The following is a 19910-nucleotide window of genomic DNA, read 5'->3' as shown; positions in this document are numbered from 1 at the left end:
GGAACTCCGCCATGTCCACGCTTTCCGTTCCCGCCTCGTCCGCTTCGTCCGCCGCGCTGCTGTCGCCGCGCGTGCCGCGCGTGCCGCGCGTGGCCGAGCAGGCCGCGTATCCGGTGCTACGCCACCTCGACCTGATCGCGACGCCGCCGCGCGCGGCCGCCCGGCTCGTCGAAGCCGCCGCCGTGCGGCTGCTCGACAGCGAGATGGTGATCGCGCTGCGTGCCGCGACGCCGGACGTGCTGCCCGACTCGTCGGCCGCGACGCCGCTGCGCCACGACGAAGCGCCGCTCACCGAGGCGCTGCTCGAGCAGATCGGCCGCGAAGGCTTCCACCATCTGTTCAAGCCGTTCATGCGCGCGTTCATCCGCATCATGTTCGGGCTGTTCTTCTCCGACGACCAGAACCGCCGCGCGTGCGACTGCATCGATGCGGGCCACAACTTCGCGTTCCTGATGAGCGACGGCGGCGGCCCGACCCTCGGCGCGTGGCGCACCGCGGTACGCAGCGACGACCAGGGCCTCGCGCTCGCGGTCGACAAGGTGTGGGGCATCGAGGCGCACCGCGACTGCATGGCCGTCGTCGCGGCCCGCCTGCCGGGCGTGATGTTCCCGGCCGCGTATCTCGTGTGGCCCGACGAATACCGCAAGCTCGCGCGCGTGACGTGCGGCGCGCCGTTCCTCGCCGGCAACCTGCAGCTCGCGAACGTCGCCGGCCAGGTGCGCGTGCGCGCCGAGGACCGCCTGCGGATCGGCGGCCCGACCGTATTCAACAAGTACCTGACCGTCGTACGACCGTATTTCGTGCGTGCGCTGATGGCGCACGTCGGCTGGCTGGAGGCGACCGGCCGCGTCGAGCTGGACGCGGACGCGCGCGCCGTGCACCGCTTCATCGCCGCGGCCGCGCACGCGCAGACCGACGACGCGAACTACAGCTTCGGCAAGGTGCAGCGCGTGCTCGCGATCAAGCTGCTGTCGAACGAGTTCCTGACGGCGCTCGTGCGCGACGGCAAGGTCGCGACGTTCGACGACCAGCGCGACCTGCTAGCGTTTTCGAAAATGGAAGGCAGTTCGTACCGTTGTTATCACGAGCTTCGCAAGAGCCTGCGCTGCGAAGCCGGCAGTTGACCCCGCGACAGGCCGATCGATCCCGATCAACCCAACTCAAGACCCAAGGAGCTCCTCTCATGACGACCCAGACCGTTCCGGCCGACGCGCTCGACATCCTGTCCCGCGAAGTCGCGAAGATCCTCAACGTCGAAACCGTCGATACGGACGCCGGCATCGGCGAGCTCGGCATCGATTCGCTGAACATCGTCGAGCTGATCGTGTTCTGCGAACAGCTGTACGGTTCGATCGATCCGGAAGCGCTGAACATCACGCAGTACACGACGCTGCAGCAGCTCGACGCGCAACTGCGTCGCCAGCAGCACGCGGCCTGACCCGGCGATGCTCGCGCCCCTTGCCACCGCGGCCGCGCACGACGCCGCGCTGCCGGCCCCGGCCACCGCGTTGACGGTGCAAGCGCTTGCGTACCGGCGCGCCGCGCCGTCGCGCGACGGCCACGCCGTGCCGCTCGACGACACGGCGCGGGCGATCGGCGCACTCGCCTGCGCGGAGCGCGAACGCGTGTGCGGCGCGATCGGCGCGGACGACTACGTGCTCAGTTCGACGATCCTGTCGATGCTGCTGATGAACGACTCGCCGCAGCATCGCGTGTTCGCGCGTGCGCTGGCCGGCGCGAACGACTATGGGCCCGACTGGATGACGTGCTCGTACGAGTGTGCGGGCTGGGGCTACGTGCTGCGCCGCACGCTCGCGACGGCTGCCGAGACGGGGCCGCGCACGCTGCTGCTGCAGATCGTCGATATCGACGTGCACGGCTATACGTACTGGCATGGCAACCCGGCGTGGGGCCGCTCGGGCTTCGGCGTGTGCACGCTGCTCGTCGACGTCGGCCGCGAGGCGACGCCGTCGGTGCTCGCGGATGCCGCACCGCCCGCGAGCGCGGTCGTGCGGCTCGGCCGCGACATCCGCGGATTCTGCGCGGCGCGGCCCGGCGTGCGCGCGGCGCTGCCGTTCTTTCCGGCCACGTCGCGCCGCGCGCTGCTCGCGTCGGTCGGCACGACCCCGTTGCTGCCCGACGGCCACGGGCTGTTCGGTCATGCGTTCGGCAGCGATCCGTGGCTGTCGGTGCTGCTCGCGCACCGCGACGGCGACACGCCACGCCGCGCGGCCGTCTGCTCGCTCGCGTTGAACGGCTATTACGCGATCGCCGACGTCGCGTTCGCGCCGGACGCGATGCTCTCTCTCGACGGCGAGGCCTGACATGGTGCGCCCCGTTCACTTCACCTACCGGATCGAGCGCGATGCGCGGCAGCCGGTCACCGTCGCCGCGAGCGCGTACCGGATGCCGCTCGACACGCCGGCCGACTATGCGCGCGCGGCCCTCGCGGAAGCCGCCGGCGAGGCCCACGATGCGCACCGCATGCCCGGCGGCGAACGCCGCGTGCTGCTCGACCATGTCCAGTATTTCGCGTTCCTCGCGGACCTCGCACGGCGCGTGCGCGCCGCCGTGCATGCGGACGCGCGCCTGTTCATCGAAGTCTGCGCGCCGTACTTCGGCGCGCTGCCTGCCGAGCTGCTCGCGCCGCACGTGTTGCTCGGCGTGAACCTGTACGGCGAAGCGCTGCGCGATGCGACGCGCGGCACGCCGGTCGTATGGATCGGCGACCGCATCCTGCGCGACGCGGAGTTCGCCGGCGACAACCGCGTGCATTGCGCGATCTGGCCCGCGCGGCTCGCCGATGCGTTCGACGCGCAGCTGCGCGGCCCGTGGCCCGCGTATGCGATCCGTGTCGAGCCGCACGCAGCCCCGCTTTCCGCGCATCCCTCGTTTTCCGCGTTATCCGATTCCGCCCATCATTCCGGCGCCGCCGCGCTGCCGGGGAGACCATGACATGACTGACACGCTCACCGTTATGCAGGACACGGCCGACATTCGCTGGTCGATGCCCGTCGACGCGCTGATGTCGAACGACTACGCGCTGCGCGAAGAGGCGCTGAACCGGTTGTACGAGAAGGCGAAGGCCGCGCAGTGGGACGTCGCGACCGACGTCGACTGGAGCCACGAACTCGATCCGGCCAACCCGCTTGGGATGCCCGACCCGACCCTGCTGATCTACGGCACCGAGCTGTGGGGCAAGCTGTCCGACTCGGACAAGCGCGAGGTGCGCCACCACGCGCAGGGCTGGCTGCTGTCGCAGATCCTGCACGGCGAGCAGGCGGCACTGATCTGCGCGTCGAAGCTCGCGTCGGCCGAGGACGGGCTGAGCGCGCGGCTGTGCGCGGCCGCGCAGATGATGGACGAAGCGCGCCACGTCGAGGCGTACGCGAAGCTCGTCAACGAGAAGCTCGACGTCAGCTACCCGATGAGCCGTTCGCTGAAGGGGCTGCTGCACAACACGATCACGAGCAGCGCGCTCGACATGACGAACCTCGGGATGCAGGTGCTCGTCGAGGGCATCGCGCTGTCGATCTTCCAGAGCGTCGTCGCGTACAGCACGGACCCGTTCATCAAGGACCTGTTCATGCGGATCCAGCGCGACGAGTCGCGCCACTTCGCGGTCGGCCGGATCACGCTGTGCCGCGTGTATGCGGAGATGAGCGCGCACGAGCTGCGCGAGCGCGAGCAATTCGTATGCGAAGGCGCGGCCGTGCTGTACGAGCACCTGTGCGCGGACGACATCTGGGAACCCATGGGACTGTCGAAACGCGAATGCAGCGCGATGGTCCGCGAATCGCCGGTGTCGAGCTCGATCCGCCGCTCGATCTTCCGGCGGCTCGTGCCGACGATCCGCGAGATGGGCCTGCTCACGCCGACCGTGCAGGCGACCTTTGAAAAACTCGACGTCCTCGACTACGCGGCGATGCCGCTCAACTGATATGACGATGGCCTCTTCCCAAGCATCCCGCGACCCCGGCTTCTGGATCGGCATCGACGCGGTGGCCTACGAGCTGCCGGGCCCGCCCATCGACATCGAGGCCTGGGCCGCCGAACGCGACTACCCGGCGCAGCGGGCGGCCGCGATCGTCCAGTCGGGCAGCCGCTATTTCCACATGGTGCTCGACACGAGCGAAACCGACCTCGCGATCGCGGCGGCCGGCCGCCTGCTCGACTCGGCCCGCGTGCAGCCGTCCGACATCGGCGCGATCGTGCATGTGCACACGCAGCAGTTCAGCGTGCCGCCCGCGCCGCGCAGCCTGCCGCACGAACTCGCCGCGCGCTTCGGGATCGAGCCGCTGTGGCTCGGCTCCGTCGCGCAGCTGAACTGCGTGTCGGTCGCGGCCGGCATCGAGACGATCCGCGCGCTGATGCGCCGTCATCCGCAGCTCGACGCCGCGCTGCTCGTGTCGTCCGACCGCGTGTACGGCGAGGATTTCCGGATGCGGCAGATGACGGGCGTGCAGTGCGACGGCGCGGCCGCGATGCTGATCGCGCGCAACAGCACGAAGAACCGGCTCGGCGGGATCGCGATCGAGACGCATGCGAAATGGCATCGCGGCTCGGACACCGTCGCCGCGAACGAGGCCGACCTGATCATGATGGAGTGGCCGTACACGCGCAAGGCGATCGACGCCGCGATCGCGCTGGAGCCGCACGCGCTCGACGCGTACGAACTCGTGCTGCCGCACAACGCCGACCTGCCCGGCTGGAACGCGCTGTGCCGGGCGATGCGCGTGCCGGCGGAGCGGCTGTATGCGCACAACATCCACGCGCGCGGCCACGCGTGCTGTTCGGATTTCCCGATCAACGTGGCGGACGTCGGGCTCGACGCGGTCGCGCGCGGCAAGCGCGTGCTCGGCGTGATGCAGTCGAACTGCGGCGCCTATGCGGCCGCCACGCTTCATCCGGTGGGCCGCCATGACGCCTGAGCGCCCGCTTCCGCCCGCCGCCGACTACGGCTGGCTCGCCGACCTGCGCACGCCGTGCTACGTGTACGAGCCGGAAGTCGCGATCGCGCGCTACCGGTCGCTGAAGGCGCGGCTCGGCACGAAGCTGATCGTGTCGCTGAAGGCGAACCCGAACCAGGACATGCTCGCGCGCTGCGCGCATGCGTACGAGGACGGTGTCGAACTCGCGAGCCGCGGCGAACTCGACGCGGTGATCGGCCGGATCCGCACGCCGCGCTACCTGAACAACCCGTCGATGGACGAGATGTTCATGCGTGCGGGGCTCGCATCGCGCTGTCATTTCGTGCTCGACAACCCGGACGCGGTCGCGCGCTTCGTGCCGCTGGCGCGCGAAGCGGCGGCCGGCGGCAGCACGCCAGGCGCCGTGCTGCTGCGCATGAATGCGGGCGCACTCGCCGCCGAGCACGCGCGGGCGCTGTGGCACGACCACTTCGGGATGACGCCGAACGAAGCGCACGACGCGGTGCGCACGCTCGCGGCCGCCGGCTTGCCCGCAGCCGGGCTGCACGTGTTCTCCGGCCCGCACTCGTTCATCCGCCAGGACGCGACGCAGCCCGACACGCTCGTGCTGCCCGAGCGCCTCGCCGCGCTCGCCCGCGATCTCGCGCCCGCCAACGGCGCGCCGCTCAGTGCGCTGAGCCTCGGCGGCGGCTTTGCCGACGATCATCCGAGCGACGCCGCATTCGAACGCTATGCGGCCGCGCTCGCACCGCTGACCGGCGACTACACGCTCGCGCACGAAGCCGGCCGCGCGATCTTCGCGGACGCGGGTGTGTTCGCGACGCGCGTCGTCGCGGTCAAGCCGTGGCAGGACCGCACGATCGCGGTGTGCGACGGCGGCCTGTCGCATGCGTTCCTGCTCGCGCAGACCGAATCGGTGATGCGCCGGCTCGCCGCGCCGTCGCTCGTGCGCCGCGGCGCGGCGCCGCCGTCGCGCGGCGTGCCGACGCTCTATGTCGGCAGCACCTGCAGCCGCGCGGACGTGATCGGCCGCGACGACACGGGCGTACCGCCGCAGGTCGGCGACATCGCCGTGTTCGCCCGGTGCGGCGCGTATCACCGCACGTACTCGATGGCGCATTTCCTGTCCCACGAAGCCGCGCACGTGTACGTGCGGCCCGCCTAGACCTCCCAAGGAGCCGATCATGAACGCACTGATCAGCATCGCCGACCTGCTCGAGCGCGGCGCGCAACGCTGGCCGCACCATGTCGCGTATGCCGACGGCGGCGGCCGGATGACCTACGAACAGCTCGCGCACGCGGTGCGGCGCGCCGCCGACGTGCTCGCCGCACGCGGCGTCCGGCCCGGCGAGCGCGTCGCGATCTACGCGCCCAAGCGCATCGAAACCGTGGTCGCGATGCTCGCGGCCAACGCGCTCGGCGCGATCTTCGTGCCGGTCAATCCGCAATTGAAGGAAGCGCAGATCGAACACATCGTCACCGACAGCGGCGCGGCGCTGTTCGTCACCGGTGCGCAGCGCCTCAAGCGGCTGCCGGCGCTCGCGACGCTCGTCGGCACGCGTGCGCTGCTGATCGAGGAACTGACCGACGCGATCTCCGTGTCGGACGCCGGCGACGCATCGTATGCCGCCGGCCGGCCCGTCGACGACGATCCTGCCGCGCTGCTCTATACGTCCGGCTCGACCGGCAAGCCGAAGGGCGTGGTCGTCTCGCACCGCAATCTCGTGTCGGGCGCGTTCAGCGTCGCCGCCTACCAGCAGCTGGCCGACGACGACGTCGTGCTCGGCGTGCTGCCGCTCAGCTTCGACGCGGGCCTGAGCCAGCTCACGACCGCGCTGGCGTCCGGCGCGTGCTATGCGCCGCTCGACTTCCTGCAGCCGGCCGAGGTGCCGCGCCACTGCGACGCGTTCGGCGTCACGTCGATCACCGGCGTGCCGCCGCTGTGGATGCAGCTCGCGTCCGCCGGCTGGAGCGACACCGCACGCGCACGCATCCGCCGCTTCGCGAACACCGGCGGCCATCTCGCGACGCCGCTGCTGCAGCGCCTGCAGGCGCTGTTCACGCACGCCGACCCGTACCTGATGTACGGGCTGACCGAAGCGTTCCGCTCGACCTACCTGCCGCCCGCGGATGCGGCGCTGCGCCCCACGTCGATCGGCAAGGCGGTGCCGAACGCGGAGATCCTCGTGCTGCGCGCCGACGGCAGCGAATGCGCGGCCGACGAGCCCGGCGAACTCGTGCATCGCGGCGCGTTCGTCACGCTCGGCTACTGGAACCGGCCCGAGCTGACCGCGCAGCGCTTTCGCGCGCTGCCGCGCCGGCACGGCGAGATTCCGCGTCACGACGTCGCCGTGTGGTCCGGCGACATCGTGCGGCGCGACGCGGACGGCTACCTGTACTTCGTCGCGCGCGGCGACGACATGATCAAGACGTCCGGCTATCGCGTGAGCCCGACCGAAGTCGAGGACGTGCTGTTCGCACTGCCGCATATCGCCGAAGCGGCGGTGTTCGGCGTGCCGCACCCGGCGCTCGGCGAGGCGATCGCCGCCTGCGTCGTGTCGACGCTCGACGCGGATGCATGCCGTGCCGACATCGCACGCGCATGCCGCGAAGCGCTGCCGACCTACATGAGCCCGCTCGTCGTCGAGCCGCTGCCCGCGCTGCCGCGCAACCCCAACGGCAAGATCGACCGTCCGGCGCTCAAAGCCCGCTATCGCGACACGTTCGCGAGCCCCAACCTCGAGGAGACCGCCGCATGACCCCGTCGACGCTCGACGAAACCCGCGTGGGCGCGCGCCGTGTCGCCGCGCCCGGCACGCTCGCGCTGTCCGGCGGCGTCGTGGTGCTGCCGCCCGCCGTCGTATTCAGCGCGATCCAGGCGCAGGAGCGCCACCCCGGCTACCGTCATCTGCTGCTGCCGCAGGCGCGCTTCGCGCGGCCGCGCGGGCTCGGTGCGCTGACGCCCGAGGAAGGCGTGCGCCTCGCGCCCGGCGGCCGCCCGGTGCTGCGCGTCGCGCCACCCGGGCGCAGCCTCGCCGATCTCGCCGCCGACGCGGCGCTCGACCTGCGTGACCAGCTCGGCTCCGCGCAGCTCGCCCGCACCACGCACGTGATCGTCGCGAGCTGCGCGCTCAACGAAGGCATCGGCGATTCGGTCGTCGGCCGCATGCAGTACGAGCTCGGGCTGCAGCGCGTGACGCCGTTCGCGCTCGGCCAGAACGGCACGCTCGGCTGGTACTCGGCGCTGACGCTGCTCGAAGGGCTGCTGAACGAAGGCGACCAGGCGCTCGTGATCCTCAGCGACAAATGGCTGTATCCGTTCTTCCGCCAGTTCGGCGATCTGGTCGGCTACGGCGACGCGGCCGCCGCGCTGCTCGTGTCGTGCGCGGGCCCGGCGCCCGAGCCAGCGGCATGGGGCGGCGTGCGCGCGGTCGCGGTGGAGTTCGGGCCGTCGATCGCCGATCCGTGGGCCGATGCTCCGGCCGCGCTGCGTGACACGCTCGCGCCGGTCGCCGCCCGCGCGATTCGCCGCGCGCTCGACATGGCCGGCCTGCGCACCACGGACATCGACTGGTGCGTGCCGCCCGGCTTCGATCCGGGCTTCGCGGCGCGCGTGGCCGACGCCGCATCGATTCCGCTCGCCGCGCGGGTCCAGCACGAGGCGTCGGGCCACCTGTCGTCGGCCGAATCGGCGGCGGCGCTGATCCGGCTCGCCGGTGCGCTCGACGAAGGCGAGCGCCGCACGGTGCTCGTATGGGACGCGGCGCTGCATGGCGCGGCGGGCGCGGCCGTGGTCGACCTGGCCGGCGGCTTCGACGCCGCGCTCGATATCGAGGGAGAAGCGTGATGAGCGCATACAAGGTGAGCCTGCGCGAACTGCGCTTCTTTCTGTGGGAACTGTTCGAAGCCGACCGACACTTCCTCGAACACGGGCCCTACAGCACGCACGATCGCACGTCGATCGACGCACTGCTCGAACGCGCGCGCGACTTCGCGCTCGACCTCGGGCGCAGCTACCAGCAGGCCGACGTCGAAGGCTGCACGCTGCTCGACGATGGCCAGGTGCGCATCCCGTCGCATTTCCACGCGCTTTGGGCGCGCTTTCGCGACGAATGGTCGAACACGCTGTTCGGCACCGCGCACGGGCTGCCGCCGATCGTCACGCAGATGATCTACGAGATGTTCATGGGCGCCAATCCGTCGTTCATGACGTATGGCGGCTTCACGCGTCCCGCGGTCAAGCTGCTGCAGATGCACGGCACGCCGCACCAGAAAACGCTGATCGCGCCGCTCGAGGCGTACCGCTGGGATGCGTGCTTCTGCGCGACCGAACCGCAGGCCGGCACCGACCTCACCGCGGTCGCGCTGCGCGCGACACCGCTCGAACGCGACATCTACGCGGTCGACGGCGAGAAGGTCTACATCTCGGCCGGCATGCACGAGCTGACGGAAAACACGCTGTACTTCGTGCTGGGCCGTGTCGACTGCGCATCGCCGGACTCGTTCTCGCTGTCGTGCCTCGTCGTGCCGCGCTTCTGGCCGGACGAGGAAACCGGCGAACTGCAGCCGAACCATGTCGACTGCATCGGCCTGCCGCGCAAGATGGGGCTCAAGGGCTGCGCGAACACGCACCTCGTGTTCGGCGCGAACGGCACGACTCGCGGCTGGCTGCTCGGCGGCCGCCGCAACGTCGGCTTGCTGCAACTGATGCCGCTGATGAACCAGGCGCGCATGAGCACCGGGATGTTCGGTGTCGGCGTCGCGTCGAGCGCGTACCTGCATGCGGTCGAATACGCTAGCCGCCGGCTGCAGGGCCGGCCGATCGAGCGTGCGTCGAACACGAATGCGGCGCGCGTCGCGATCGTCGAGCATGCGGACGTGCAGCGGATGCTGGTCGACATGAAGAGCCGCGTCGACGGCTGCCGCGGCCTGCTCGGCAAGCTCGCCGCGACCGCGACGCGCGCGGCGATGCTCGAGGCGACGCCCGACGCCGACCCGGCCGAAATCGAGCGCCATCGCAAGCTGCAACTGCTGCTCACGCCGATCTGCAAGGCGTTCATCTCCGACCAGGCGTGGCGGATCTGCGAAACCGCGATCCAGGTGCACGGCGGGCTCGGCTACACCGATGCGAGCCCGGTCGAACAGAATGCGCGCGACGTGAAGATCCTGTCGATCTGGGAAGGCACCAACTACATTCAGGCGCAGGACCTCGTGCGCGACAAGCTCGGCTTTGGCCGCCATTCGCGGCTGATCCAGTACTACCGCGACGAGCTCGACGCGTTTCTCGCGCACCAGCATCACGGCAGCACCCACGCGGAACTGCGCCCGCTGTTCGACGCGCTGCGCGCGGGCGCCGACCGGATCGCCGCCGCGCTCGACGACATCGCGCGCGACGTCCAGGACGGCCACACGCACCGCAGCAGCCAGTTCTACACGCGTTTTCTGGAGATGTTCGGCGTCGTCACGTCGGCTTGGGTGCTGCTCGAATCGGCCACGATCGCCGCGCGCCGCCTCGATGCACCCGACACGGCCGACGCGCCGGCCGAACTCGCGTTCTATCGCGGCAAGCTGAAAAGCGCGCGTTATTACTTCGCGAACGTGCTGCCGGTGGTCGACCAGCATGCGGCGGTGCTGGCCGCGATGGCACATGCGGCGATCAGCGTGAGCAGCGACGAACTCGTCCAGGCGGAATGACATGGATACGACGCTCGCCTCTGCTGCAAACCCGACCGCAACCGCTGCGACCGGCGATGCGCCGCGCAACCTGCTCGGCCGCCCGGCCAGCCGCCATCGCGGCACCGACATCGACGGCGCGACGCTGGAGCCCGAAGCGCTGCGCGTGCGCGATCTCGACCTGAACACGCTGATCGGCGCGACGACGTTCGAAGGCGCGCTCGCGCATCTGTGGTTCGACGTCGCGCCGGGCAGCGACGCGCACCGCGCGCATCAAGCGGCCCTCGGCGCGCGGCTGGCCGCGTTCGCCGCCGCGCTCGCGCCCGGCTCGGCCGCGCAGTGCGTCGCCGCGAATCTCGGCGCGGCCGGCGTCGCGCCGGTGTTCGCGGCCGCGTCCGGCCTGCTGCGCGGCTTCGACGACGTGCTCGCCCACATGGATGGCCCCGCCCCGGACGACGCCGACCTCGATGCGATGCTGCTGTGCGTGGCCGCCGCGCCGTTCCTGTTGCATGCCGCGATCGAAGGCCGCCCGTTCGCCGCCCGAGACGACGCCGCGGCCGCGTCGCTCGCGCACGCATCGACCCACGCACAACGGATGCTCGCGCTGACCGGCGCGACCCGCGACGACGCGCCGGCGCAAGCCGCGATGGACATGCTGCTGGTCGCATGGCACGCCGGTTTCGGCTACATCACGCCGACCGTGCTCGCGCCGCGCGTCGCGATCGGCACCGGCGTCACGCTGACGCAGGCGATCGCGGCCGGCTTCCTCGCGAGCGGCCCGTCGCACGTCGGCGCCGCACTCGAGGCGATGCATTGGCTCGGCGCGCTCGCGCGCTCGGTGCCAGGCGGCCCCGCCGCGCCGCACGCGGCGCTCGACGCCGCCGGCCGCACGGCGATCGATGCGGCGCTCGACGCGAAACGCACGCTGTACGGCTTCGGCCATCCGCTGTTCGTCGCCGATCCGCGTCCGCCGCACATGCGCCGGCTGTTCGCCGAACGCGGTTTCGACGGCACATACCTGACGCTGTTCGACGCGTGCTGCGCGCAGGCCGATGCGCGCCGCGCGCTGCGGCCGAACATCGATTTCCTGACGGCGGCCACGTTGCTCGACCTCGGCGTCGCGGCGCCGTCGTGGGGCGTCGGCGTCGGGCTCGGCGCGCGCATCGCGGCGATGGCCGCGCATGCGGTCGAGCGGCGGCGCCGCCCCGCGTTCGGCGTCAACAGCGCGACCGCGCGACGGCTGCTGGCCGCCGTGCCGGTCGGCTGGCTGTGATCCTTCACCTTCAGCCCCCTTCAGCCAAAGGAACGTCATGCTGCTCAAGAACCTGCGCCCGGCGAACGACTACGATCGCTTCGCCACCGAAACGCTCGAACCGTGGGACCTGCTGTTCATCAGCCGGATCCGCCAGCTCGCGCGCGCGATGACGCCCGGCGTGATCGCCGACATCGGCACGGCCACCGGCGTCGTGCCGGTGCGCCTCGCGACCGATCCGGCGATGCGCGGCTGGCGCTACGTCGGCATCGACCTCGACCCGGCGATGCTCGACGAAGGCCGCCCGCGCATCCACGAACTTGGCCTCGACGACACGATCGAGATGCGCGTGGGCGACGCGCTCGCGCTGCCGTTCGACGACGGCACGCTGACGATGGCGGTCGGCCGCGCGACGCTGCACCACCTGCCGGACAAGGCGCTGAGCCTGACCGAGATGTATCGCGTGCTCGCGCCGGGCGGCATCGCGCTCGTGCACGACATGCGCCGCGACGCGCCGCAGCATCTGCTCGACCGCTTCACCGAGATGCGCGCGGCCGCCGACTATCCGCCGACGCACGTCGAGGAAAAGATCACCCTCGACGAAGCGCATGCGCTCGTCGCCGCGGCCGGCCTCGCGGACGTCGCGTCGATCTACAGCCCGAGCGCGGGGCTCGGCGCGCTCGGCTTCGAAATCCTGCTGAAGAAACCGGCGCTGGCCTGAGCGATGACCGATCTCGCCTTCCTCGCCGCGCACGCCGCGATGCGGCTCGGCGCCGACGACGTCCACTGCGCGCCGGTCGCGCCCGGCGCGACGCTGCCGCTGTGCGTGACGCCGCGCAGCGCGGAACTCGCGACCTCGCCGGAGATGTTCGTCGCGTGGTACCGCTCGCGGCTCGATACGATCGACACGCTGCTCGACGCGTGCGGCGCGCTGTTGTGGCGCGGCTTCGCGGTGCCCGACACCGCCGCGTTCGGCCGCCTCGGCGCACTGTATCCGGCACACGCGAACGGCTACACGGCGGGCGCGGCCCCGCGCAAGCAGCTCGACGGTCGGGTGTACGAATCGACCCGCATGCCGCCGCCGTTCAAGATCGGATTGCATCAGGAAATGGCCTATATGCCCGCGTTCCCACGCCTCGTCGCGTTCTATTGCCGGCAACCGGCCGACGCGGGCGGCGAAACGCCGATCTGCGACATGCGGCGCGTAACCGCGCGCGTGCCGCCCGCGCTGCGCGATCGGTTCGCCGCGCGCGGCGTGATGTATCTGCGTAATTTCGCGGCGCCCGGCGATCGCGCGCACGGGCTCGCCGCCAATCCGAACCTGCCGTTCGCCGAATACCACCGGCCGTGGGACGACGCGTTCGGCACGACCGAGCGCGACGAGGTCGAGCGGCTGTGCAAGGCGCGCGGCGTCGGCTGCCGCTGGCTCGACGACGGCAGCGTGACCGTGTCGCACGTCGGCAGCGCGCTGCGCGCGCATCCGCGCACCGGCGAGACGGTGTGGTTCAACCAGGCGAGCGCCCAACACCCGAACCCGCGCTCGATGGGCGAACTCAGCTACCGCTACCTGCAGCGCGTGTACGCCTCGCGCGCGGCGTTCCCCTATGAAATCCGCTATGGCGACGGCTCGCCGATGCCGTTCGACGATCTGGTGGCCGTCTACGACGCGTTCGACGACGAGGAGCTGTCGTTCCCGTGGCAGGCCGGCGACGTGCTCGTCGTCGACAACATGCTGGTCGCGCACGGCCGCAACCCGTACCGGGGCGCGCGCGACACGCAGGTCATGCTGTTCGACTGACAGGATGCCGACGATGAGCGACTCGCTACTCGCCTCCGTGCGCGCGCTGTTCGGCCCGCCGCCCGCGTTCGACCGGCCGCAGCGCTCGGGCGCGCAGCCGCTGCCCGACGCGCAGGTGCCCGCCGCGGCGCTCGGCGCGCGTGCGCTCGACGTCACGGCCGGCGATTTCCGCTTCCGCGCGCAGCACGTGCGCTTTCGGCTCGGCGCGATCACCGCGATCGTCGGGCCGAACGGGTCCGGCAAGACCACGCTGCTCGAAGCGCTGCTCGGCTTCCGGCGCGGCGCGACCGACGTGCGCGTGCTGGACCAGCCGGCCGCGCGCTTCATGCGCGACACGCGTTCGCTGCGGCGGCTCGGCGCGCAATTGCAGAAGGTCGAGTATCCGGACCACCTGCGCGTGTCCGAGATCGTCGCGCTGCATCGCGCGATGTACGTACAGGCGGACCCTGCGATCACCACCGCGCTCGGCATCGCCGAGCTGCTCGACAAGCCGTGCCGCGCGCTGTCGAAGGGCCAGCGCCAACGCGTGGACCTGTACGTCGCGCTCGCGCACCGGCCCGAGCTGGCCGTGCTCGACGAACCATTCACCGGGCTCGACCGCCGCTATGCGGGCGTCGTGATCGACCTGCTCGGCGACCGCACGCGCGGCACGAGCGTCGCGATGATCTGCCATTCCGAAGAAGAGCTGGCCGCCGCCGACGATCTCGTGTGGGTGCGCGACGGCGGCATACGCTACCAGGGGGACAAGGACACGCTGCGCGCCGAGCTTGTCGGCGACGCGCGCGCGGAGCTGCATTGCCGCGACGAAGCCGATGCGCGCGCCTTGCGCAAGCGGCTTGCCGCGCTGCCCGGCGTGACCGGCGTGCGCGTATCGCCTTCGCATGTCGTCGAAGTGTTCGGCGACGCGACGCTGCATCCGAACGTGCACCGGATCGTCGGCGAACGGGGCATCCAGCATCTCGCGCTCGCGCCCAGCACGCCGGGCGACCTGCTGCGTCTGTGCACCGAGGGCCCGGCCCGTGACTAAGGTATTTCTGATTCTCGTGCGCAACGAGCTGCTCGGCTATCTGCGCAGCCGCTCGTCGCTGTTCTGGACGCTGGTGTTCCCGGTGTTCCTGCTGAGCGTGATGCTGTTCGCGTTCGGCGGCTCGGGCTCGCTCGGCACGGCCGACATCGCGTTCGACGTGCCGGGCGGCCCGAGCGCCTACAGCCGCGCATGCGAAGCGCAGATCGTCGACAGCCTGTCGCACAGCGACACGGTGAAAGCGACGTTCGGCCGCGGCACCGCAGCCGATCGCGTGACCGTCGTGCTGGGCGCCGACGAACGCACGCCGGCGACGATCCGCTACGACTTCAACGGCACGCTCGCGGTGAAGGCCGCGTCGCGGGTCGTCGAGATCGCGCTCGCGCGCTGCGCCGCGCAGCGGCTCGGCGTACCGGCCGCGCAGGCGCGCTTCGAGAACAGCGCGCCCGCGCGCCGGCCGTTCGACTATGGCGCGTTCTTCGCGACCGGCCTGCTGGTGATGGCGTTCATGGCGATCGGGCTGAACTCGACGACGACCGCGATCGCCGCGCTGCGCGAACGCAACACGTTCAAGCTCTACGTGTGCTTCCCGGTGTCGCGCGGCGTGTTTCTGGCCGCGCTGATCGTCGCGCGAATGGTGATGATGGCGCTGTCCGCGCTCGTGCTGCTGACGGTCGCGCGCGTCGCATTCGGCATCGCGCTGCCGATCGCGGGCCCGGACGGGCTGCGCGCGTTGCCGATCGTGCTGCTCGGCGCGGCGATGCTGCTCAGTATCGGCGTGCTGCTCGCGAGCCGCACGCGCTCGCTCGCGGCCGCCGAACTCGCGTGCAACGTCACCTACTACCCGCTGCTGTTCTTCAGCGACCTGACGATTCCGATGCACGACGCACCGGCCTGGCTGAAAACCGCGCTCGCGTTCCTGCCGACCAACCAGTTCGCCGTCGCGCTGCGCGGCACGCTGCTCGACGGCGCATCGTACGTGCAACTCGCGCCGCAATTGCTCGGGATGGCCGCGAGCACGGCGCTGTTCCTGTTTGCCGCCGCGCGGCTGTTCCGCTGGCATGACGCATGACGCGTCGGCCGCTGTTTCGACGTTTCGACGATGGAGAAAACCGGATGAAAGCGAACAATCCCATAACCGACTACCTGCTGCATGCGAGCAACTTCCTGCCGGCGATCGTGTTCCTGTTCTACGGCCGGCTCGGCCCCGGCGAGCCGGGCGCACGCTGGACGCATGCGTTCCTGATCGGCGGCGTGCTCGCGCTCGTGCATGGCGCGTGGCTGATGCGGCGCGCGCAACGCAACAGCATCGCGCTCGGCGTCGACCTGTTCCTCGTGATCGGCGCGGTGCTCGCGATCGTGTCGCCGGCAGGTAGCCGGTTGTGGGGCGAGGAACTCGGCCCGGCCGCGATGCTCGTCTGCGTGCTGGTGGTCGGGATCGTGCACACCGCGTGGTCGGCCGGCGGTTTCGTCGACGGCACGGCCGCCGATCAGGCGCGCGTCCGCTCGCTGTCGTTCGTGATGCTCGCGGTCACGGCGGTCGCGCTCGCGGTATCGATCACGATGCGGCACAGCCCGCTGTGGGGCGGCGTCGTGCCGCTGATCGCGCTCGTCGTCGTGCGCGGCCGCCTGCGCCGGCAACTCGCGCACGCGCACTGACGATGAGCGCGCTGCCCGAACGCGCCGCGCAACGGCACGCGCTCGCCGCGGCGCTCGGCGACGGTTGGCTCGACGGCGACGCGTGCGAGCCGTACGCGACCGATGCCGCGCGGTACGGCGGCACCGCGCTCGGCGTCGCACGCCCGGCGTCGACCGCCGAAACCAGCATGCTTGCGCAGGTCGCGGCCGCACACCGGATCGCGCTGGTCCCGCAGGGGGCTCGCAGCGGGCTCGTCGGCGCCGCGATTCCGGATCGCAGCGGCACGCAATGCGTGGTGTCGTTCGACCGGATGCGCGCGATCCGCGCGTTCGACGCGGCGAACCGCAGCATCACGGTCGAGGCCGGCGTGCGCCTGTCCGAGATCAACCGCACGGCGGCCGAAGCCGGCCTCTGCCTGCCAATCGATCTCGGCAGCGATCCGGCGGCCGGCGGCCTCGTCGGCGCGAACGCGGGCGGCAGCCGCCTGATCAAGTACGGCGACGTGCGCCGCAACGTGCTCGGCGTCGAAGTCGTGCTCGCCGATGCGGCCGGCACCGTGATCGATGCGCTCGCGCCGCTGCGCAAGCGCAACGCCGGCTTCGACGTCGCGCACTGCTTCATCGGCGCGAACGGTGCGAACGGGCTCGTGACGGCCGTGTCGTTCGCGCTCGCCGCGATCGAGCGCTCGTCGTGCGCCGTGTTCGTCGCATTCGCGTCGTATGACGCGGCGCTCGCCGGCTTGCTCGCGTTCGAACGCGCGTTCGGCGAGCTGCTGTCGGCGTTCGAATTCATGTCGGCCACGGCCGTGCGATGTGTCGCGGCCGCCTGTCCGGACCTGCGCATTCCGTGCGCGACGGACGCCGCCGCGTGCCATGCGCTCGTCGAGATCGCGACCGGCATGCCGGGGCTCGATGCGTTGCTCGAAGCGCGCGCGCTGGAAACGCTCGAGGCGCTGGCCGACGACCGTGTGGTGCTCGATGCGGCCTGCGGAGCGGCCGAACGCTTCTGGCGGATTCGCGACGCGCTGCCGGTCGCGGTCGCGCAGGAAGGGGTCCCGCTGTCGTTCGACGTGTCGTTTCCGCGCGGCGCGCTGGCGGCGTTCGTCTCCGGCGCCGAGCAGTGGCTCGCCGACGCGCATCCGTCGCTGCGCTGCCACGCGTTCGGACACTTCGGCGACGGCGGCTGTCACCTCGTCGTGTCGATTCCATATGACGAAGCGCAGCGCTACGGGCCGTTGCAGCAGGTCGCGCTGCGCGGCGCGCTGTACGAGCGCGTCGTGCGCGCCGGCGGCTGCTTCAGCGCGGAACACGGGATCGGCCCGGTCAACGTCGCGTACTACCGCAAGCACGTGCCGGCCGCGCAACGGCAACTCGCCGGCGCCGTCCAGCGCGCGATCGACCCGCTCGGCCTGATCGGGCGAGTCCGTTACTGATGCGCCGATTCGATGCGCCACGGAGAATTCGTATGAAATCCCCCCACCCGCCCTGCCCGGGCCGCGCCGCCGAACCGGACGACGATCCGTCGTTCCCCGGCATGCCGGCCGCACTGCCCGACTCCGGCGCGGTGGTCAACGTGCGCGGCGTCGCGTACGTGATCGAGCTGCCGCCGCGCGACCATGCGCGCGCGGCGCTGTGGCGCGAGCTTGCGCATTGGCGCGACGATCGGCCGGCCGATGACAGGTCGGACGGCGACGCCGCGGTGGATGCTCGTCAGGATTGAGCGTTCATGCCCGGGGGCACGTGCGGGCGGTGTTCGGTGTTCGGTGTTCGGTGTTCGGTGTTCGGTGTTCGGTGTTCGGTGTGCGGTGTGCGGTGTGCGGTGTGCGGTGTGCGGTGTGCGGCGTGCGGCGTGCGGTGTGCGGTGTGCGGCGTGCGGTGTGCGGTGTGCGGCGTGCGGCATGCGGCAGTGCCGCTTCACGCGGCGATCGGCACACGGCCGCTCCGGCCAGCCATTCACCGCCCCCGCGCAATGCGGAACACCGACATCGCGGCCTGCATCGAACCGGCCTGCTGCTCGAGCGCGCTCGCGGCGGCACTCGCCTGTTCGACGAGCGCCGCGTTCTGCTGCGTCATCTGGTCCATCTGCGTGACCGCCTGGCCGACCTGGTCGATACCCGCACTCTGCTCGACGGTGGCCGTCGTGATCTCGGTCATGATCGTCGCCACGCGCCGCACCGACGACACGATCTCGTCCATCGCGCGCCCGGCCTGCGACACGAGTGCATTGCCGTCGCGCACGTCGTCGATCGACGCGCCGATCAACTGCCGGATCTCGCGCGCGGCGCCCGCGCTGCGCTGGGCCAGCGTGCGCACCTCGCCCGCGACGACCGCGAAGCCGCGCCCGTGCTCGCCCGCGCGCGCCGATTCGACCGCCGCGTTGAGCGCGAGGATGTTGGTCTGGAACGCGATGCCATCGATCATCGCGGTGATCTCCGCGATCTTCTGCGAGCTCGTGTTGATCACGCCCATCATATCGACCGCGCGGCCGACCAGTTCGCCGCCTTGCTCGGCGAGATCCGCCGCGCTCGCCGCGAGCGTGCTCGCCTGCTGCGCATTGTCCGCGTTCTGGCGTACCGTCGACGTCAGCTGCTCCATGCTCGCGGCGGTCTCCTCGAGCGACGCGGACTGCTGTTCAGTGCGGCTCGACAGGTCGAGGTTGCCCGCGGCGATCTCGCGCGCGGCCGTGTGGATCGCGTCGCTGCTGTCGCGCATGCCGGTGACGGTCGTCGCGAGGCCTGTCTGCATCCGCTTCATCGCTGCGAACAACTGGCCGATTTCGTTGCGGCCGGCATTGGGCACGTTCACGGTCAGGTCGTTCGACGCGATCCGGTCGAGCAGCGCGGCCGCGTTCGCGAGCGGCCGCGACACGATCGCGCGCAACGCGAAGTGCGTCGCGGCGATCAGCGCGAGCGCCAGCGCGACACCGATGCCGACCATCGCGACGATGCGCGTGTACGCGGCGTTGTCGTCGTCGATCGTGTCTTCCGCCAGCTTGTTGGCCGTGCGCTGGAATTTCTCGACGTTCGCCGAATACACCTGGCCGGCGAGCGTGATTTCCTTGTCGTTGATCTCGGCATACGCGGCGGTATCGCCATTGCGCAGCGCGTCGCTCGCGCGGGCGAGGACGCTCGCGAGATGCGTCGACGACTCGACCAGCGCCTGCTTCAGGTCGGCACCGAGGCTGCCGATCGGCGCGGTGTCCTTGAACGCCTGCGTTTCCTTCGCCGACAGATCGAACGTGCGCTGCGCGCTTTGCAAGGCCGAGTCGCGCTGCGCCGGGTCGTTGTGTTCCTTCAGTGCCGAATACGCGCGCACGAGCGCCGAGCGGGTACGCGTGCTGTCCTTGTACGCGTCGTTGACGAGCGACGTCTGCGTTGCGATCGCGTGCAGACGTTTCGCGTTCGTGTTCGCGCTGCCGAGCGCAACGACCCCGACGATGCCGCCGACGATGATCATCGCTGCAAACGTGGCCAGCACGGCGAGCAAACTGTTTTTTACCTTCAGATCGCGCATGGTGAATCGACTCTCGAAGTTATCCCTAGTCGGTTAACGACAGCGGCTGGTTCAACTTGAGTCGATTGCGCTTCGTCGTGC

Annotated in this window: 19 protein-coding genes; 18 read left to right on the top strand and 1 reads right to left on the bottom strand. The window is 70.9% G+C overall.

What is annotated here, in order from left to right; translation table 11 throughout:
* The first annotated feature begins 11 nt into the window (after window positions 1–11).
* From SB771_RS31165 to SB771_RS31080, 18 genes are read left to right on the top strand one after another with little or no spacing between them, the layout of a single operon-like run.
* A complete protein-coding gene (locus tag SB771_RS31165; protein WP_244096885.1) occupies window positions 12–1124 on the top strand; it encodes a hypothetical protein in 1113 nt (370 codons plus the stop codon).
* Window positions 1125–1183: 59 nt separating this feature from the next.
* Entirely contained in the window at window positions 1184–1438 is a 255-nt protein-coding gene (locus tag SB771_RS31160) for an acyl carrier protein (RefSeq protein WP_011661019.1), read from the top strand.
* Window positions 1439–1445: 7 nt separating this feature from the next.
* Window positions 1446–2324, top strand: coding sequence for a hypothetical protein (locus SB771_RS31155; protein ID WP_175662663.1), 879 nt, complete (start codon window positions 1446–1448; stop codon window positions 2322–2324).
* 1 nt (window position 2325) lies between these two features.
* Entirely contained in the window at window positions 2326–2955 is a 630-nt protein-coding gene (locus SB771_RS31150; protein ID WP_175662664.1) for a hypothetical protein, read from the top strand.
* 1 nt (window position 2956) lies between these two features.
* Entirely contained in the window at window positions 2957–3940 is a 984-nt protein-coding gene (locus tag SB771_RS31145) for a ferritin-like domain-containing protein (RefSeq protein WP_175662665.1), read from the top strand.
* A 1-nt stretch (window position 3941) separates the two neighbouring features.
* Window positions 3942–4931: a 3-oxoacyl-ACP synthase gene (locus SB771_RS31140; RefSeq protein WP_175662666.1), complete on the top strand. Its 990-nt coding sequence runs from the start codon at window positions 3942–3944 to the stop codon at window positions 4929–4931.
* Complete coding sequence (locus SB771_RS31135; protein WP_175662667.1) at window positions 4921–6096, top strand: PLP-dependent decarboxylase; 1176 nt, start codon at window positions 4921–4923, stop codon at window positions 6094–6096. Before SB771_RS31140 ends, SB771_RS31135 begins: the two co-directional genes overlap by 11 nt.
* Before the next feature lie 19 nt (window positions 6097–6115).
* Window positions 6116–7690 carry an acyl-CoA ligase (AMP-forming), exosortase A system-associated gene (locus SB771_RS31130; protein ID WP_175662668.1) on the top strand — a complete coding sequence of 525 codons (1575 nt, stop codon included), beginning with the start codon at window positions 6116–6118 and terminating at the stop codon, window positions 7688–7690.
* Window positions 7687–8778 (top strand): hypothetical protein, encoded by a 1092-nt coding sequence (locus tag SB771_RS31125; protein ID WP_175662669.1) that lies wholly within the window; start codon window positions 7687–7689, stop codon window positions 8776–8778. Before SB771_RS31130 ends, SB771_RS31125 begins: the two co-directional genes overlap by 4 nt.
* A complete protein-coding gene (locus SB771_RS31120) occupies window positions 8778–10625 on the top strand; it encodes an acyl-CoA dehydrogenase (protein ID WP_175662670.1) in 1848 nt (615 codons plus the stop codon). The genes SB771_RS31125 and SB771_RS31120 overlap by 1 nt, the downstream gene beginning before the upstream one ends.
* Window position 10626: 1 nt before the next feature.
* Window positions 10627–11877, top strand: coding sequence for a citrate/2-methylcitrate synthase (locus SB771_RS31115; RefSeq protein WP_175662671.1), 1251 nt, complete (start codon window positions 10627–10629; stop codon window positions 11875–11877).
* Between the two features lie 37 nt (window positions 11878–11914).
* Window positions 11915–12577, top strand: a complete 663-nt coding sequence (locus tag SB771_RS31110; RefSeq protein ID WP_165754307.1) for a class I SAM-dependent methyltransferase — start codon at window positions 11915–11917, stop codon at window positions 12575–12577.
* A gap of 3 nt (window positions 12578–12580) precedes the next feature.
* Window positions 12581–13654 (top strand): TauD/TfdA family dioxygenase, encoded by a 1074-nt coding sequence (locus tag SB771_RS31105; RefSeq protein WP_175662672.1) that lies wholly within the window; start codon window positions 12581–12583, stop codon window positions 13652–13654.
* 13 nt (window positions 13655–13667) lie between these two features.
* Entirely contained in the window at window positions 13668–14681 is a 1014-nt protein-coding gene (locus SB771_RS31100) for an ATP-binding cassette domain-containing protein (RefSeq protein WP_175662673.1), read from the top strand.
* On the top strand, window positions 14674–15750 hold the full coding sequence (locus SB771_RS31095) for an ABC transporter permease (RefSeq protein WP_126224261.1): 1077 nt from the start codon (window positions 14674–14676) through the stop codon (window positions 15748–15750). Before SB771_RS31100 ends, SB771_RS31095 begins: the two co-directional genes overlap by 8 nt.
* 44 nt (window positions 15751–15794) lie before the next feature.
* A complete protein-coding gene (locus SB771_RS31090; RefSeq protein WP_175662674.1) occupies window positions 15795–16337 on the top strand; it encodes a permease in 543 nt (180 codons plus the stop codon).
* 2 nt (window positions 16338–16339) lie between these two features.
* Complete coding sequence (locus SB771_RS31085; RefSeq protein ID WP_175662675.1) at window positions 16340–17749, top strand: FAD-binding oxidoreductase; 1410 nt, start codon at window positions 16340–16342, stop codon at window positions 17747–17749.
* 32 nt (window positions 17750–17781) lie between these two features.
* Window positions 17782–18036, top strand: coding sequence for a hypothetical protein (locus SB771_RS31080; protein ID WP_175662676.1), 255 nt, complete (start codon window positions 17782–17784; stop codon window positions 18034–18036).
* A 233-nt stretch (window positions 18037–18269) separates the two neighbouring features.
* Here SB771_RS31080 and SB771_RS31075 read toward each other — a convergent pair whose 3' ends face one another.
* Window positions 18270–19829, bottom strand: coding sequence for a methyl-accepting chemotaxis protein (locus SB771_RS31075; protein ID WP_175662677.1), 1560 nt, complete (start codon window positions 19827–19829; stop codon window positions 18270–18272).
* Window positions 19830–19910: the final 81 nt, after the last annotated feature.

The sequence above is a fragment of the Burkholderia sp. SIMBA_051 genome (assembly GCF_046534915.1).
Classification (GTDB): Bacteria; Pseudomonadota; Gammaproteobacteria; order Burkholderiales; family Burkholderiaceae; genus Burkholderia; species Burkholderia ambifaria.
Note: the sequence above shows the minus strand (reverse complement) of the source record. Positions and strands in the feature narration are given on the sequence as shown.